Origin of the sequence: Vibrio sp. B172a, assembly GCF_030248355.1 — a bacterium.
GTDB classification, from domain to species: domain Bacteria; phylum Pseudomonadota; class Gammaproteobacteria; order Enterobacterales; family Vibrionaceae; genus Vibrio; species Vibrio owensii.
In genome coordinates this window covers 37,224-53,682 of sequence record NZ_JAHGAC010000007.1, presented here as the reverse complement: position 1 = coordinate 53,682, position 16,459 = coordinate 37,224, and the positions used below count along the sequence as shown (strand labels likewise).

Genomic DNA, 16,459 nt, shown 5'->3' with positions numbered 1-16,459 from the left:
TGGGCGGGTTTTCGAAAATAAGACTTCGTCTTAACCGAACATTATTCACTAAGAACGTGAAAAAGATGTCAACAACATCTCTTTCACATTGATGTTTGTAGACTGGATTCATTCATCGGATTTAGTGGAAGAGTAGCATGTCAACCTTCAACATTCACGCTGCAACCTTTTCAAAGGTGAGCCAACACACTGAGCCTAAAACAGTTTTGTCTGTTGTGGTGCCATTCTTTAACGAGCAAGAAGTCTTGCCTGAATTTCATCGTCGTTTAGCCGCCGTTTTGGATGAAATGCCAGAACGCTGCGAAATCGTCTATGTCGACGACGGCAGCAAAGACGACAGCCTAATGATCGCGCAAAACTTTTCTCAATCTTCTAGCGACGTTCGTTGTATTGCACTAAGCCGTAACTTCGGCAAAGAGTCCGCCATGAGTGCGGGGCTGGAACACTGCCAAGGTGAAGCGGTGATCGTGATTGATGCCGACTTGCAAGACCCGCCTGAGTTGATCCCGAAAATGGTATCAAAATGGCGTGAAGGGTATGACGTGGTGAACATGCAGCGCAGTGAACGCCACGGTGAAACTTGGTTCAAACGCTTCTCGGCCGCATGCTTTTACAAAGTGCTTAACAGCATGGCGAAATTGGATGTGCCGGAGAACGTGGGCGATTTCCGTCTACTGAGCGCAAAAGTGGTTAAACACATCAATGCGCTACCAGAGCGTAACCGATACATGAAAGGCATTTTTTCTTGGCCGGGTTTCAAGCAAGTGACGGTTCAGTTTGAGCGTGACGCTCGTTTCTGTGGTGAGACCAAATGGAACTACCTCAAGCTGATTGGCCTTGCAATGGACGGCATTACCTCGTTTTCCATTCGTCCTTTGCGCTTAGCGACACTTGCCGGTGCGTTAGTGGCGTTCAGTGCCTTTATCTATGGCGCATTCATTGTGATGAAAACCGTAGTGTTTGGTGAGCCTGTCACTGGCTACCCATCCATGATGGTCGTCCAACTTGCATTAGGCGGTGTGCAACTGCTGTCGATTGGCCTTTTGGGGGAATACATTGGCCGCATTTTTGTCGAGACCAAGCAACGTCCTCTTTATCTTGTTCAGTCTGTTTACGAGCAGCCTGCAAAACATCAATCCATCCAAACCATGAAGTTTAAACTGGGAGAAACCGCGTAATCATGAGTATTAATAAAACCCATTTGTGGTTGTTGTTGGCGTTTGCTCTTTTACTCCGTCTTATTTCACTTGCCGCTTACCCTTTGATGGACACCACAGAAGCCCGCTATGGCGAAATGGCGCGCTTAATGGTGGAAACCGGCAATTGGCTTACCCCACAGTTTGATTACGGCGTGCCTTTCTGGGGGAAGCCACCCTTGTTCACTTGGATGAGTGCTTACGGCATTGAGCTGTTTGGATTGAATGAATTTGCAGTGCGCGCGCCTCATTGGTTAGCGGGTGTTGCGACGATCGTTTTTGTTGCTTTCATGGCGCATCGCGCTGGCTTTAATGCAGTCATCGCAGCGTTGGTACTGGCGACCTGTGGCATCTTTTCAATTGCGGCGGGTGCGGTGATGACAGACATGGCACTGACGTTGGCAATGACGATGGCGATGGTCGGCTTTTACTACTGCTGGCTTGGCAAAGACAAACACAGCCGATTGTGGGGTTATCTCGGTTTCTTTGGCTTGGCTTGCGGGCTGTTAGCAAAAGGTCCGGTGGCGATCGTGATCATGGGTATCGCAGTGTTTCCTTGGCTTGTGATTCAACATGGTTTCTTCGGGGCCTTCAAAGCCCTGTGGCAGCGTTTTCCAATTGTATCGGGGTTGGCGCTCATGCTGGCGATTGCTCTACCGTGGTACATCATGGCTGAAATGGCGACGCCTGGATTTATTGATTACTTCATTGTTGGCGAGCACTTTAAGCGTTTTGTTGTCAGCGGTTGGGAAGGGGACCTGTATGGCTCTGCTCATGATCAACCACGTGGGATGATCTGGGTATTCTGGCTGCAGTCGGCTGCGCCTTGGTCAATTGTATTGCCTATCTTGGCGTGGAAACGTCGTAAGGTGCTCAAAGCCATTGAAACCGATCATCAAGGTCTATTTAGCTTCCTGATGTGTTGGCTGATTTCACCAATGATCTTGTTCACCATGGCTGGGAATATTTTGCCTGCTTACGTACTACCGGGTGTGCCTGCATTGGGTATCTTGATTGCAATGCTGGTGGATAAACACGATTTCAAATGGCTGACCGGAACGGCAGCAGTGTTGCCTGCCCTGCTTATGATTGCGATGTTGGTTTTGAATATGGGCAAAGCAGATAGCCGCAGCGACCGCATCATCTTCGCGCAAATTAATGACAACGCTCCGGTCTTTTATATTGGTAAGCGCCCGTTCTCAGGCCAGTTCTATAGTCATGGTCAGGCGAAAAAGCTTGAAGACAAGAATGACTTAAACAATCTGAAGAAATTCCACCTGATTGGTAAATCGCAGCAAGTGGATAGCATGATTCATGAAAATGCGTTGAGTTGTACCAATGAGTTCACAGCAAAATCGAAACGCTCACTCTACACTTGTGTGATTGGATAACGGAATGCGCAAATTACCAAAATTTGCTTCGCTGGAAAGGTTTGCTTCGTTAACAAGGTTTGCTCTGGTAGGTGGTTTCGGCTTTATGGTCGACACCCTTATCTTTTCTGTGTTGTTCCATTGGTTTGGTCTGGAGCTGATGCTGGCTCGTGGGATAGCATTTTTGTTTGCAGCAACCACGACTTGGCTTGGCAATCGCTGGCTGACTTTCTCTCAAGCAGAAAAAACCAACCCTTTCGCACAATGGCAAAAGTTTATGGCGAGTGCCTGTATCAGTGCTTTGCCGAATTTTATTGTTTTCAAAGGCTTAACACTCGCGCTAGGAACGCAAGGGGTGATGGTCTATTTGGCTTTGATCTTAGGCATATTGACAGGCATGGTGAGCAACTATTTGCTCAGTGCAAAATGGGTGTTTCGCCAAGGGTAAGTTGGGTGGGGTTGTCGAGAATGACGATAATTCCATTTAAAACAGGGAGATGGATGAAATTTAAGTGTGATCTATATCACGTATTGAGTAATCTATCTCTTTCTATCCATGCGCTCTGATATCTCTCTATTTTCATATAAAAACCATTTTGTTATTAAGGGTTAAGTTCTATAAATACAAGAGCTTAGCCTTTCTTCTGATGCACTTTATTTATTGTGCGGCTCATGCTTCGAAAATATAAAACCGCCCTTCGCCGTAACTCTGTTAATAATGCAGATCTTTCTGTTCTCTTTCTGTTCATATTTTGGCGTCTTCTATTCACTTCTGTTGTTTAAAATCCACGAAATTTCAAAAGCTAACGCCAATTTATTATCAGTCATAGAGGCTAATATGTTTAACAGTATACGTACGCGAATTGCAGTGAGTGCGGGTGGAGCAATGGCTTTCACTTTGTTGATTGCAATGGGCATGACCACCAACGCTTTCACGGATGTGAACAAGCAAATTAACGAAAAAGTGAAAGCGCAATTGACCGATGCGACCAACACGGATCTGCAAAATACCGCGATTCAGCAAGGTTTGAATATCGCTAACCAGCTTGATCCTGTTTTGGCAAACCTAAAGCAAGCGCGCTCTATTATTGAGTTAAGCGCAGAACGTAACGCAAGCGCAGACCTTATTGTTAAACAGTTTACTGCCGCGCTAGAGGCTCAGAATAAAGCCGTATTTGCTGGTTACATGGTTTGGCAAGATAAAACATGGCCACAGCAAGTGACGTTCAACGCAGAAGATGGGTTTAACAGCCAAGGTTATCTTGCGCCGTTTTTCTCGCCGAACGAGCACGACAGCTTTGATGCGGTCGCCATGGAAAGCTTCAGCAATACAGAACTCAACAGCAATGGTGAGCGCAAAGATGATTGGCACCTTATGCCTTACGAAACGGGCAAGACGTTTGTCATGGAGCCTTACTTCTATCCAGTAAGAGGCAAACAAGAGCTGATCACGACCATCAGCCAACCCATTAAGCAGGATGGCAACATCATCGGTTCTTTAGGCTTCGATTTGTCGCTGCATGAGCTGCAAAGCCAGAGTGAACGTTTTGCGCACAACCTGTTTGATGGCGAAGGCAAAATCCTTATCACGTCTTGGAAAGGCATTACGCTCGCGAACAGCCGTGCTGCCGATATGGTCGGTAAGAAAGTATCGTCTGAGCTTGCTGCAGAATGGTCAAACATCCAGTCTATTGCGAAACGTGATGGCGCAGGTTTGGTGACCTTTGGTGGTGATGAATACGCGATCACGGCTATCGATACGAGTGATGCACCGTGGGTAGTCATGGTGTCAGTTCCCAGCAACCACCTTACAAAAAGCGTCGACGACTACCAACAATGGAGTGATGACCAGAATTCAGAAGCGCTTGAAAAAGGTATCTGGGCGGGGATCATCGCTGCTCTTCTAGGCATTGCTGCAATGGCATTTATTGCAAGCTCGCTTGGTAAAGTTCTGAACAACTTGGTTGAACGTTTCAAAGACGCTGCACAAGGTGAGGGTGATCTGACTTACCGTATTGAAGTGAAAGGCAAAGATGAAACCGCGCAATTGGCGCATTGGTTCAACACTTTCCTATCACGTATGCAAGAGATGCTGCTGACTGTGATGGCAACGGCAGATCAAGTCGATAAGAACGCCACAGAGGGCCAGACGCGTGCCGCAGCTTCTCGTGACCAATTGAATGCTCAAGTAAATGAGGTGAACTCGCTAGCAACCGCGATCAATGAAATGAGTGCGACTGCGCAAGAGGTCGCGAACTCAGCGGTTCAAGCGGCAGCGGCGGCAAGCCAAGTACAAAGCAACAGCTTGAACGGCATGACACGCATGGATAATGCTGCAAACGCAGTAGATAGCTTGGCAATGCAAGTGAATGATGCGCAGCAACAAACACAGAACTTGGTCGACTCCAGCACGGCAATTCAAGGCATTCTGAGCGAGATCGGTGGCATTGCAGAACAAACCAACCTATTGGCTCTAAACGCTGCAATTGAAGCGGCTCGCGCAGGTGAGGCAGGCCGAGGCTTTGCAGTCGTTGCCGATGAAGTTCGTAATCTGGCTAATCGTACTCAAGGTTCGACAGAAGAAATCCGCGCTATGCTCGCTCGACTAGAGCAAGAGACGCAATCTATCGTAGTGCTGATGGAGCAAAGCCAAAAACAAGCCATTGATACTAAGGGCGAGACTCAAGCAGCGCATTTGGCTCTGTCTGAAATCAACCAAGCGATTGAAGTCATCAATGACATGAACAACCAAATCGCTTCGGCAGCAGAAGAGCAAAGCTCAGTATCGGAAGAGATTAACCGTAACGTTGTGATCATCAACGACACGGCAGTAGAGGTGATGGATACGATGACCTCTTCAGTAGAAATCAGTAACGAGTTGACGGTAAAAGCCAGCGATCTTCACGGCGAACTGAGTAAGTTCAAGCTGTCTTAATCGTTTCATTTATTGAGTCTCCCTTACAAGCCGAGTGCATTATGCGCTCGGCTTTTTTGTTCGTGCCAATAACACTAACCCAAACTATTCGGTTCAACTTTTTCTTCTTTCGTTGCGTCTTTTTGAAAATGACTTCGTCTTATAGGCATGGAACGGAATTAAGTGATGTGTGCATGGTGATGTTTTATTCATCTAATGCCTTTTTGAGAGTGCTGTAATTGACGCCGATTTTATAAATCAAGTTGCGCTTCAAATTGATTATTACCGTACGCGGTTTTTACTGAGTTTTGGAACTTGTTCTAGATCATTAAAGTGTTCAAAAACGCAATCTTTGATTTTAAATATTTAAACTTTGATGTGGTTTAAGAAATTAAACCTGACTCATATGTTTTTGGTGATCTTGTTCAACTATTGTGCGTGATTTCGATCAATTCTTGGTAATTTGTTGGTGTTTTAAGCGTATTTTTTAGGTTTACAGAAGTTTACTCTGTATTGCTGAACTCACCCGAAAGGAGTAGTTTGCAGTCATTGAGTTCAAAAATGTAAACCGAAATGATGAGTGTAAAGCAAGTTCGATTCACCGACGAAGACAGAGAGTGTTTAAGCAACTACTTTCGTTTAGCAGACACGATTGCCGATTTGATCGGACCGTACTGTGAAGTGGTTATTCATTCATTTGAAAGCCTAGAAAATTCAGTCGTGAAGATCGTGAATGGTCATCATACCGGGCGTGAAATTGGTTCGCCAATCACCGATTTGGGCTTACGTATGTGGAGCACATTCGAGAAAACGGGCGAAGTCTCTCCGAAGAGCTATTTCACCAATGCTGCCGATGGCTCGCTACTGAAATCGACCACGTGCATTTTGGCTGGCCCGGAGCAAAAGCCAATTGGCATGCTGTGCATCAACATGAACTTATCTTTCCCATTCCCAGAAATCGTCAAGACGCTGATGCCACAGTGTCACGTATCGCAAACCTTGGTGAGTGAAACCTTCAGCAATAACGCGAACGACGTGATTAAGCAGGCACTGAGCGCTGCCATGCAAGAGGTGGATCAAGACGAGACGGTTTCCGCAAAAGGTCGTAATAAAGCCATCATTCGTTGTTTGTTTGATAACGGTGTATTTGAGCTAAAAGAGACGACCACACAAGTATCAGAGCAACTTGGGATCAGCCGTCAGGCGGTCTACAAGTTTATCCGCGAATTTAAATCAGAATAAAACTAATAACTTAGGAGTTATATCGTGAAACAGATCATTGCCACTGAACAAGCACCTGCCGCTATTGGTCCTTACTCTCAAGGGACGTCTTACGGCGACATGGTTTACACATCAGGCCAACTACCACTGGTTCCAGAAACCATGCAGTTTGTTGAAGGCGGCATCAAAGAGCAAGCTCGTCAGTCTCTAGAAAACTTAAAAGCGGTTCTAGAAGCAAGCGGTGCTGGCCTAGACACAGTATTGAAGACGACATGCTTCCTATCAGATATGGAAAACTTCGCCGCATTTAACGAAGTGTACACAGAGGTATTTGGTACAGAAAACGCACCAGCTCGCTCTTGTGTTGAAGCAGCAAGACTACCAAAAGACGCATTGGTTGAAGTTGAAGCCATTGCATACAAAAAGTAACCGATTTTCGGACATAAATGGGTATCAATAGGAGATTCTCATGAGCGTTTCATTTATTGGATTGAGCATCCTGTTCTTTGGGTTCTACGCATTGCTTGCGAACTTCAAAAAACAAAAGAAAAGCTTTAACTTCCGCGTACTGAGTGCGCTTGCTGCTGGCCTGTTATTCGGCGGTGCGATTCAGCTCGTATTCGGTGTAGGCAACGTTGCGACGGCAGGTTTTGCTGAACTGATTTCTGTGTTCGGTAAAGGCTACATCAAGCTTCTACAAATGATCGTAATCCCGCTAGTATTTGTGGCGATGATCTCTTCGATCATGAACGTAGAAGGCGGTGGCGCACTATCGCGCATCGCACCAAAAATCATCGGTATTCTACTTTTCACTTGTGCTATCTCTGCGGCAGTGGGCATCGCAAGTATTTACCTATTCGGTATCGATGCTAACGCGCTAGTCAGCACTATCGGCACTAACAGCGCTATCGAAGCACGTGGTGACTCTCTGATTGCAACACAAGATGCGATGGCGAGCAGCGGTCTATCAGGTATGGCGCTGTCTATCATCCCAACCAACATCTTTGACATGCTAACGGGCTCTCAACGTACTTCGACGCTATCAACGGTATTGTTCGGTATGTTCCTTGGCTACTGTATCCTGCAAGTGAAAAACCGTAAGCCAGAGAAAGTGCAAAACTTCGTTGATTTCATCAACTCTGCAAAAGAAGTGGTACTTTCAATGGTACGTGAGATTCTGAAGCTGACGCCTTACGGTGTATTCGCTCTGATGACCACGTTTATGATGACAAACGATTTGTTCGCACTAGCAGAAATGGGTCGCTTCCTACTAGCAAGCTACGTGGCAATCGGTGTAATGTTCGCTATCCACTTCGTGATGGTGTCTATGTTCGGTCTGTCTCCTGCGAAATTCATGAAGAAAATCTGGCCAGTGCTAGTATTTGGCTTCGGTTCTCGCTCAAGCATGGCGGCAATCCCACTAAACGTTGAAACTCAAACTCAACGTCTAGGTGTGGATGAAGAAACAGCAAACATGTCAGCAACATTCGGTACCAGTATCGGTCAGAACGGTTGTGCGGGTATCTACCCAGCAATGCTAGCTATCATGGCGGCTCAAGTAATGGGTATGCCAGTTGACCTAGGCTTTATCCTACAACTGATTGCTGTCATCGCGATTGCTTCATTCGGTATCGCAGGTGTTGGTGGCGGTGCAACGTTCGCAGCAGTAGCGGTACTAACCATCATGGGTCTAGATATTACAGTTGTGGCGATTCTGGTTTCTATCGAAGCGCTTATCGACATGGCTCGTACCGCGCTTAACATCTCTGGCTCAATGTTGTCAGGTGTACTAACCGCGAAGAAGAATGGCTCACTAAACACTGAGCAATACAATGCTGACGTTACTGCAACAGTAACAAAAGAAGCAGCAGTGTAATTTCCAAACTTAATAAAGAGCACCCAACGCGGGTGCTCTCCGTTTTTCCTGAGTTCAGGTTATTTAGGTAATAAATATGAAAGTTGTTGTCGTAGGCGGTAGCGCTGCAGGTATGAGTTTCGCAGCGAAATACAAACGTAATCAGCCATCAGATGAAGTGATTGTGTTGGATAAGCGCGATTACATCTCGTTCGGTGCGTGTGGTTTACCTTACTTTGCTGGTGGCATGTTTGATGACACTGAGCGCATGATTTCTCGTACGCCAGAGCAAGCGATTAAATCTGGTTTAGACGTGCGCATTGAAACTGAAATGGTGGCACTAGACCGCACTGAAAAACAGATTAAAGTTCGTCACCAAGGTGAAGAAAGCACCATCGATTACGATATGTTGGTGATTGCCACTGGCGCACGCCCAATCGTGCCATCGTTCGGTGAGTTCAACCCAGAGCACGTATACACGCTAACCAGCATGGAAGATGGTTTGGCAGTAAAAGAAGCGCTTAAGGACAGCAACAAACAACGCATTTGTGTTATCGGCGGTGGTTTTATCGGTCTTGAAGTATTCGATGCAGCGCACCTACTAGGCAAACACGTCACCATTATTGAGCGTGAACAACACGTGATGAGTCGTCAGTTCAGCCCTGAAATGATTGAAGTGGTAGAAGGCGCGATTCGTGAATCTGGCGCTGAGCTTAAAACCGGTTGCAGCGTATCAGCCATTCGCGACGCAGAGCAGGGCGGTTACATCGTAGAAACCGACAACGGCAATGTTGAAGCAGACGTTGTGATCATGTCACTTGGTTTCAAACCAAACACAGAAGCATTCGAGTTACCAAAAGCAGCGAACGGCGCACTACTAGTCGATGAGTTTGGCGCAACAGAAGATGCGCACATTTACGCTGTTGGCGACTGTGCCGTGGTTCACCACATGGCGCTAGGCAAATCAGTGTATGTTCCACTGGCAACCACTGCCAACAAGCAAGCGCGCATGATGGCTGACAAACTTGCAGGCAAAGACACTTACATGAGTGGTTTCTTGGGCTCGTCTTGCTTGAAAGTGCTGGACTACGAACTTGCATGCACGGGCGTATCGGAACTTCTAGCTAAAGAACACGGTTTGGAAGTGAAGGTTTCAACCATTTCAGATAAGAACCAAACCGACTACTACCCAGGCCAAGAAGACATTAAAGTGAAGCTGGTTTACCACCCAGAAACCAATGTGCTGCTTGGCGGTGAAATCGTTGGTAAGAAGGGCGCAGTGGGCCGAATCAACGCACTCGCTGTTGCCATCACTGCGAAGATGACCACACAGCAACTAGGCTATATGGACTTCTGCTACGCACCACCATTTGCACGTACTTGGGATGCACTAAACGTTGCAGGTAACGTAGCGAAATAATTTAGCTATCCAAGTTTATTCAGGCAAAACAGAAGGGCTCCAGAGTAATCTCAGGAGCCCTTTTTTAATGCTTGTTGTGAACTATGAAACGGAAGTAGCCTGCTGTTCACCAGCCGCTTTTAAGCGTTCGATTTCTGATTCAGTTTGCCACTTACCGTTGTATAGGTACTCTCGCTCTGGGAGCGGGGCATTTGACGCCCTTAAATCAAATACCTCATCGGTTTGATATTCTTTATAACAAACTGGCGTACCAAACAGTCTAGCCTCTGGCTTGGCTTCAAATATCTTTTTGTGGTCTGCGACTTCTGTACAGTCAAGCTTATATTCCGTCGCTAGCTGATTGACCATAGACTCTAAGTCAAACACAGTTTTGAAAAATACGTAGCAATCAGATCTACTATGTGAACGGACAATAGTGTTGTGTTCCATATCGATATATTCACACTTATCCTGCTTAAAGTAGAACTGGATCACTTTGCGCTTTTTGTTGTAGTCGGCAAACAACCAATCTTCACGCTCTCCAATTCTCACTTCTGTTGGCTCATCAGGCTTGCGTTTTAACATACCAAATGAAAGCAAAATGAAGGCACCTGCTCCCGCTAATGCCATCGGACCAACCAGTGCTACCATAATCACACAAACCACTGCACCTATCCAGCCAACAGTTTGCGTAGCGGTATTTACCCATTTAGGCATATTGCGACGCTTTTTCATCACAAAGCCTTTGTCAGAAAAAATATAGTCATAGCGATAGTCGAGGCCAATCGTAAGATAAAAGATCCCGGCCATCATTACTGACAAGATAAGGCCAAAAAAGGTCACGACAAGCGTATCACTTGAGTGTGTCAAAAATACAATTACAAATAAGAAGCTCATAAATGGCAAAGCCGTTAACTTGTAATGGTAGCGAAATGGCTCTTCTACATCATACTTATGCCATGTTGTTAAATTGTCCCCTGTGAGAATCTCTTGCTCTTGCGCCTCTTGATAAACCGCCAATTCTTCTGGGGTGATATAAAATGGTGAATATGCCAAGGGTTACTCCTTGGCTGTTGTTAGTTCAGATTTAGACTTTTCAATCTCAGATTCGGTTTGCCACTTGCCGTTGTAAAGGTATTCTTGCTCTGGGAGCGGGGTTTTCGAAGCCCTAAAATCAAATACCTCATCGGTTTGATATTCTTTACTACAAACCGGAATACTAAAGAGCCTTGATTCTGGCTTTGCTTCAAACAACTTTTTATGGTCATCAACCTCGGTACAATTCAGTTTGTAGACCTTTGACAGTTGCGCGACCATGGTTTCTAAATCCGCTGCAGTTTTAAAGAAAACATAACAATCTGATCTATCTTGTGAGCGAAAGATAGTCTTATGAGCAGTATCTCGATATCTGCATATGTCATACTTAAAATAGAATTGGATCACTTTCCTTTTCTTGTTGTAGTCCGCAAAAAGCCAATCTTCTCGTTCGCCCACTCTCACTTCTGTTCGTTCATCAGGCTGGCGTTTTAACATACCGAATGAGAATAAAATAAGAGCACCAGCTCCCGCTAACGCCATCGGGCCTACCACCGCTACCATTACCACACATACCACTGCACCTATCCAGCCAACAGCTTGTGCGGCGGTATTTATCCATTTAGGCATATTGCGACGCTTTTTCATCACAAAGCCTTTATCTGAAAAAATGTAGTCATAGCGATAGTCTCGTCCATACATGTAGTAGCTTAACGAGTACACAAAAAATGTGACAAGTACCGATATGGCATCATTAACCCACCCTCTAGACCAAAAGCCAAGGAAGTAGAAAAATACAATTATCGGCAACATTGCCACAATCGAAATGAACAAATAAAGGTATCGATTTGGTTCTTCAATATCGTACTTACGCCACGTTGTTAAATTGTCCCCTGTGAGAATTTCTTGCTCTTGCGCCTCTTGATAAACCGCCAATTCTTCTGGGGTGATATAAAATGGTGAATATGCCAAGGGTTACTCCTGAAAAACTAATGTGCCAACAACGGGGGTGAGTGTTTTTTTAATGATGTCTTGTTTGGTATTGTCTGAAATCGCGCCATAAGTTGCACTCTGTTTTATGCCGTTTTGGAACCAATACTCACGCTTAGCTGGGGCGTCATCTTCCACATCATAAGCTACTTGCATAGCAAGGTATTGATCGGCCTCTTTAATTGGCAATGTTACCTTATACACCAATAACTCTTTGCTAGCTTGGCTCTGAGTTTGTAGCGTGACCAAATCTGCGTTCTGATGCCACGAGCCTGACGTTAAATCATCTTCTGTTGTCTTGGTGTTAGTACGCACTGTAACACCATTCGTTGCAGCTCGTCGTGGAAGCTGAACATGCACTTCCAAACCAACTAACTCACGATGTGTATAGCCAGGATAAGCCTGTATTTTTTCAATAGGCTGATGGTATACCGTTGGCTGTTGAATAATGGATTGCAGGTCAAACAGGGCTTGCTGCACTAATGCTGAATTATGCTTTTCTCTTTCAGGCAAGCTTGCAGATTGGCTCCACTGAGTGCGAGCAGGGTGATAACCCCAAGGTAGTTTATCTAACCACTTTTGGTAATCATCTTGTTTTACTTTACTCAGAACGTGATTGGCAACTAAAGTAATAATCGTTACTACAACTAAAGCAGCCATAACTGGAGCACCAAATGTTATGTTAGGTGAGAGCCACCCTGTTAATGCGCCTCCAAATTGCAACGTGGCGATAGCGCTTGTTACGCTTAAACTAGCTGTACTCAACCTTTGAAACACTAACTCTCGACCATACAACTCATCCTCTCGTTGCCAAGAACGGTAAGCCTCTATACCTGAAGCTAGCGCACCTAAAGCCCCTGTAATCGCGAGCCATTTATTAAATACTTTTAAGTCATCAAGAATCAGGTTTTCAAAGCCTTTCGTATTTCGTTCTACTAACTTTTTAAGAGTTTTTAGCGAGTGCTCTCTGAGTTCGTCATTTCCCTTAACTTTATCCCATAACTTCCCTGTTCGAATGCCCGTCCAAGCACCGGCCGTGTAAAACAGCTTTTGTTGAATATCTAAGAAATCATCTTGTGACATTAACCCTGTTTCTTGAATACTGTTCATTGCATCAGCAAGTGCGAGGCAGTTGAAAATCAGAGCTAAGAAGCCTAGACCGCCTACATTTTCAAACCGTTTATTAAGGTTGTTTAATCTGTTATCCCATATGTCTTTACGCATTTGAATTGTTGCCTCAAGTACGTCATCTGGAAGCTCTACGTACTGTGGGTATTCAAACGTCGCAACGGCTAAGCTTTTTTGAAGGTGCCGCTGTTGCTGGAGAGCCTTCTTATACTGCGTGTTTGATATAGTTTTATCACCCTTGTTGAAGGCTGCTAAAACTTCCTTGTTTTGGTTGGATGCGATAAGTTTTTTATCATGATTGGATTTCCAAGAACCAAAATTTTGTGCGTAGCCTTTGTTGACATTGAGCGGAGTATCTATCGATAAACGTTCTACAACGGCAGCTCTTATGTAAAAACTTGTTCGGGTTAGCGGTTTTGACAATAGAGATATCATTAAGATAGACGCTTGGGCTGTAAGGCTAACACCAACCTCTATTGCCCCCTTCAGTAAAGCACTGTTAGTCGCTTTGAATATAGTATCTAGCCCATCGAATCCTTTTGCTATATCTCTTAAAAACTCGGTTTCTGCAGTATTTGGGTTAGAAATAAAGTCCATTACTTTTGCATACATACCCACACGGTTACTTGCTGCCGAAACGTAGTCCATAAATTGTTTGTCTGAGCTTTCAGTGTCTGGAGCAATTTTGGCGACGTCTACTTCACCTACCTGATTTGAAACTTGTTCAGGAATTAACTTCTCCACTTGTTTAAAGAGGCTACGACTAAACCCGGAAGTGTAGAGAGCAAGTAAACTGGTTGGTTTCTCCCATTGGCTTTCAGCCCATTGGCGGTCTTCTTCTTGCATCACCAGAGTAAATGACTCGACCGCTTGTTTATGAAGTTGATACAAGCTGTACTGCGTATCTTCGCTGTATAGGTCGAAGGTTCTCTCGAGATGATGCGGTGTCAAAGATTCCATTACAGCAATAAAGTCCCTTTTTACCGAGACAACTTGGGCTAGCATGGTTTCTTTTTGTTCTGACAGCTCTTGCATCTCGCTCAGCATTTGTTTCCAGTTGAGTTGCTTACGCCAGCGTTCAGTCGCTATCCATTGTTCGTATTTACCAAATCGGTTTGCAGAAATTCGATATTTGTCCTGTATTGCTTTGGCAATGTCGCTTTGGGTATGTTGGTGTGATTCAATCGCTCCGGCAGAAAACTTGGCAGGATAGCCGGACTGAACTGAGCTTTTGTTTTGTTCTGCCAAATCGAGTTGACTAGATGAGTCATAATATTCTGCCATGTCGGTATAAAACGACAGCTCTTCGCCGTTACGCTTAACGCTAGCTGGCATGTCTATCTCGTCACTTGCCCCGAACATGCACAGCTGCATGGCGGTCTGCATCAAGTTCCACTGGTTTGAAAACTGGTCAATGAAAAGGCGGTAGGGGCTTGCGGCACCAACAAAATGCAGCGACATATCTTGAATGTCTGCGGCGTAATCTTTTATCGCGACGAAGTAGCCTGACTCTTCTTCTGGAATCGCAGAGGTTAAATCACCCTCGGCTGCGACAGGTTTAAAGATAGAACCGTCTTCATCAGCTTTGGTGGCGATGCCAGAATCTGCAAAACGCCCATCATCAACGGCAGAAGGTTCAATATCAGCCACTTGAGTTAACTTATCGATTGGTGCAATGTTGGGCTGATTATCGTTTGCAGACAGAACAACAGTCTGCATTCGATCGATATGATTACTTGGATTGTTAAGGACGCGCATGAACATGTTCCATGTCCAGCGGTGTTCAGAGTAACAAATCGACAGCACGCTCCCGTCTTCGTAAGTAAGGAAAGGTTTTGCGCCTTCTGGTGTCCCACGCTGTTCGGACTCTGGGCTTTCCGACTCTCCTAGCTTGTAGAGCGTGAATTGCGTTCCTTTGATTTCGTATTCGTCTAGGCTTTTGTTGATTGCATCATAGACATACAACCAACCATCACGAAGCTGACGCAGGGTGTAGCCAATGGTATTGAGTTTGGCTGGGCCTTGGCCTTTCCATTCATCAGGCAAACCAAAAGGTTGTGTTTCTTCTGTTTCTAGCTGATCGATAGCGTAGCGAACAGGGATGAAGTGTGCCGGTAAAGCCTCCGTTGGTTCTTTCTCGGTTTTTAAATTGAGAGGTTCTGGTTCAGACGGCGGTGGCGGATCGATTTTTTTTGTTTCTCCCTCCCAAAACATGCTGCGCTCTGGAGGTGAGCCAGCCATATCATCGGATGCGGTGGTTGGAACGGTATTCAGAGATTTCAACGTGCCATCGCTTTCAAATGCCTGAACAGCTTCTTCGTGGGTATAGCTGTTGTCGTGCCAAAACATCGAAGTTTTTGGAGGAAGTGGATTACTCATCGTCAGCCTATGTTTAAAAGTTTTACTCCATTAGGCAAATATCGCACCAAAATAAAAAGACTAAAAATCAGTGGGTTATTTCTTGCGTGATTCTGCTTTAACCAAAAAGTTGTTTGTTTTTCCAATAAGTTGGTTGGCGTATACCATTTTTTGTATCGATAGGGCTTAAGGGTGACTTAGAGCCTAATTGTAAGTTGTGATAGGGACTATTGAGAGCTGTATACAAAAAAAGGCCCCGGAGTTACCTCTGGAGCCTCTCTAGTATCTGTATCTAGTACGATTTTTGGGGAAGCTGATGGCTTTAAAAGGGAATATGAAGTTTAGAACATCAGTTTAATTACCATCGATTGCTGTAGGGGAGCTTTAGCCCCAAATCGCTTAGTAGTTTCTGGTCATCAAACCAAGGATAGAAGCGCTATTCTCACCAAAATGCAAAGTGACCGACTTCGTTTCTCCTTGAGCGAATTTATCATCCTGCTCAATCGAAGAAGGGGATAAGTACACTTGGCCACCAAAGTACGCTTTGATTTGAGATGTTTTGAGCTTAATACCACCACCTGAGTTGTTGGTGATAACGGCTTGAATCATACGCTTGCCAGAAGGGCTGCTGAATATGTCGTAGCTCTCTATCGTGAAGTAACTGTAAGAAGGCATATCTTTACTGTGTTTCGGTTCCGGCACAAAGGTTGACCCAGAAACCGATCTCACGAATTGCATGGTGTCTTGCGATTGAGAGAGGCTATCTTGGATATCGCCTATTTTGTTTTTAATGTTATCAATGTCATCTTTGCTTTCCGCATTCGCACTTGAGGCAAAGGCACACAACAGCATTAAGGTGGTTACGTAGTTCTTGTTTGACATACTTAGACTTCCTGTTTTAATTATGCGACACACAGTAAAATTGATTTAGATCAATTATGTCAATGTTGCGTCAATTCAGTAATTTGTATTCCTGCGCTCATATACATGACC

General features: G+C 45.1%; 12 protein-coding genes. 8 read left to right on the top strand and 4 right to left on the bottom strand.

The genetic code is table 11. The features are described 5' to 3' along the window. Nucleotides 1–137 precede the first annotated feature (137 nt). The 8 genes from KIT90_RS08210 (at nt 138) to KIT90_RS08175 (ending at nt 9,976) form a co-directional block, all read left to right on the top strand. Nucleotides 138–1,178 (top strand): glycosyltransferase family 2 protein, encoded by a 1,041-nt coding sequence (locus KIT90_RS08210; protein ID WP_285376176.1) that lies wholly within the window; start codon nt 138–140, stop codon nt 1,176–1,178. Nucleotides 1,179–1,180: 2 nt separating this feature from the next. Next, the gene (locus KIT90_RS08205) at nt 1,181–2,587 is read left to right on the top strand and encodes a glycosyltransferase family 39 protein (protein WP_285376174.1); all 1,407 of its coding nucleotides are present in this window, start codon (nt 1,181–1,183) and stop codon (nt 2,585–2,587) included. Nucleotides 2,588–2,591: 4 nt separating this feature from the next. After that, the gene (locus KIT90_RS08200) at nt 2,592–3,014 is read left to right on the top strand and encodes a GtrA family protein (protein ID WP_285376172.1); all 423 of its coding nucleotides are present in this window, start codon (nt 2,592–2,594) and stop codon (nt 3,012–3,014) included. 390 nt (nt 3,015–3,404) lie between these two features. Next, a complete protein-coding gene (locus KIT90_RS08195) occupies nt 3,405–5,501 on the top strand; it encodes a methyl-accepting chemotaxis protein (RefSeq protein WP_285376170.1) in 2,097 nt (698 codons plus the stop codon). 552 nt (nt 5,502–6,053) lie between these two features. Continuing rightward, nucleotides 6,054–6,722: a transcriptional regulator gene (locus KIT90_RS08190; RefSeq protein WP_005434997.1), complete on the top strand. Its 669-nt coding sequence runs from the start codon at nt 6,054–6,056 to the stop codon at nt 6,720–6,722. 24 nt (nt 6,723–6,746) lie between these two features. Further along, nucleotides 6,747–7,130: a RidA family protein gene (locus KIT90_RS08185; protein WP_005434996.1), complete on the top strand. Its 384-nt coding sequence runs from the start codon at nt 6,747–6,749 to the stop codon at nt 7,128–7,130. Between the two features lie 40 nt (nt 7,131–7,170). Beyond that, a complete protein-coding gene (locus KIT90_RS08180; protein WP_020197900.1) occupies nt 7,171–8,577 on the top strand; it encodes a cation:dicarboxylate symporter family transporter in 1,407 nt (468 codons plus the stop codon). Nucleotides 8,578–8,653: 76 nt separating this feature from the next. Next, entirely contained in the window at nt 8,654–9,976 is a 1,323-nt protein-coding gene (locus tag KIT90_RS08175) for a CoA-disulfide reductase (RefSeq protein WP_017189417.1), read from the top strand. 81 nt (nt 9,977–10,057) lie between these two features. Here KIT90_RS08175 and KIT90_RS08170 read toward each other — a convergent pair whose 3' ends face one another. From KIT90_RS08170 to KIT90_RS08155, 4 genes are all read right to left on the bottom strand, one after another. After that, a complete protein-coding gene (locus KIT90_RS08170; RefSeq protein ID WP_285376166.1) occupies nt 10,058–11,011 on the bottom strand; it encodes a hypothetical protein in 954 nt (317 codons plus the stop codon). A 3-nt stretch (nt 11,012–11,014) separates the two neighbouring features. Then, nucleotides 11,015–11,962: a hypothetical protein gene (locus KIT90_RS08165; RefSeq protein WP_285376164.1), complete on the bottom strand. Its 948-nt coding sequence runs from the start codon at nt 11,960–11,962 to the stop codon at nt 11,015–11,017. A 3-nt stretch (nt 11,963–11,965) separates the two neighbouring features. Next, a complete protein-coding gene (locus KIT90_RS08160) occupies nt 11,966–15,487 on the bottom strand; it encodes a T6SS effector BTH_I2691 family protein (RefSeq protein ID WP_285376162.1) in 3,522 nt (1,173 codons plus the stop codon). 378 nt (nt 15,488–15,865) lie between these two features. Beyond that, entirely contained in the window at nt 15,866–16,348 is a 483-nt protein-coding gene (locus tag KIT90_RS08155; protein WP_038895230.1) for a hypothetical protein, read from the bottom strand. Nucleotides 16,349–16,459: the final 111 nt, after the last annotated feature.

Bases quoted from the DNA above. Each gene is read 5' to 3' on its own strand.
- KIT90_RS08210 (WP_285376176.1), top strand. From the start codon at position 138: ATGTCAACCTTCAACATTCACGCTGCAACCTTTTCAAAGGTGAGCCAA.
- KIT90_RS08205 (WP_285376174.1), top strand. From the start codon at position 1,181: ATGAGTATTAATAAAACCCATTTGTGGTTGTTGTTGGCGTTTGCTCTT.
- KIT90_RS08200 (WP_285376172.1), top strand. From the start codon at position 2,592: ATGCGCAAATTACCAAAATTTGCTTCGCTGGAAAGGTTTGCTTCGTTA.
- KIT90_RS08195 (WP_285376170.1), top strand. From the start codon at position 3,405: ATGTTTAACAGTATACGTACGCGAATTGCAGTGAGTGCGGGTGGAGCA.
- KIT90_RS08190 (WP_005434997.1), top strand. From the start codon at position 6,054: ATGATGAGTGTAAAGCAAGTTCGATTCACCGACGAAGACAGAGAGTGT.
- KIT90_RS08180 (WP_020197900.1), top strand. From the start codon at position 7,171: ATGAGCGTTTCATTTATTGGATTGAGCATCCTGTTCTTTGGGTTCTAC.
- KIT90_RS08175 (WP_017189417.1), top strand. From the start codon at position 8,654: ATGAAAGTTGTTGTCGTAGGCGGTAGCGCTGCAGGTATGAGTTTCGCA.
- KIT90_RS08160 (WP_285376162.1), bottom strand. From the start codon at position 15,487: ATGAGTAATCCACTTCCTCCAAAAACTTCGATGTTTTGGCACGACAAC.
- KIT90_RS08155 (WP_038895230.1), bottom strand. From the start codon at position 16,348: ATGTCAAACAAGAACTACGTAACCACCTTAATGCTGTTGTGTGCCTTT.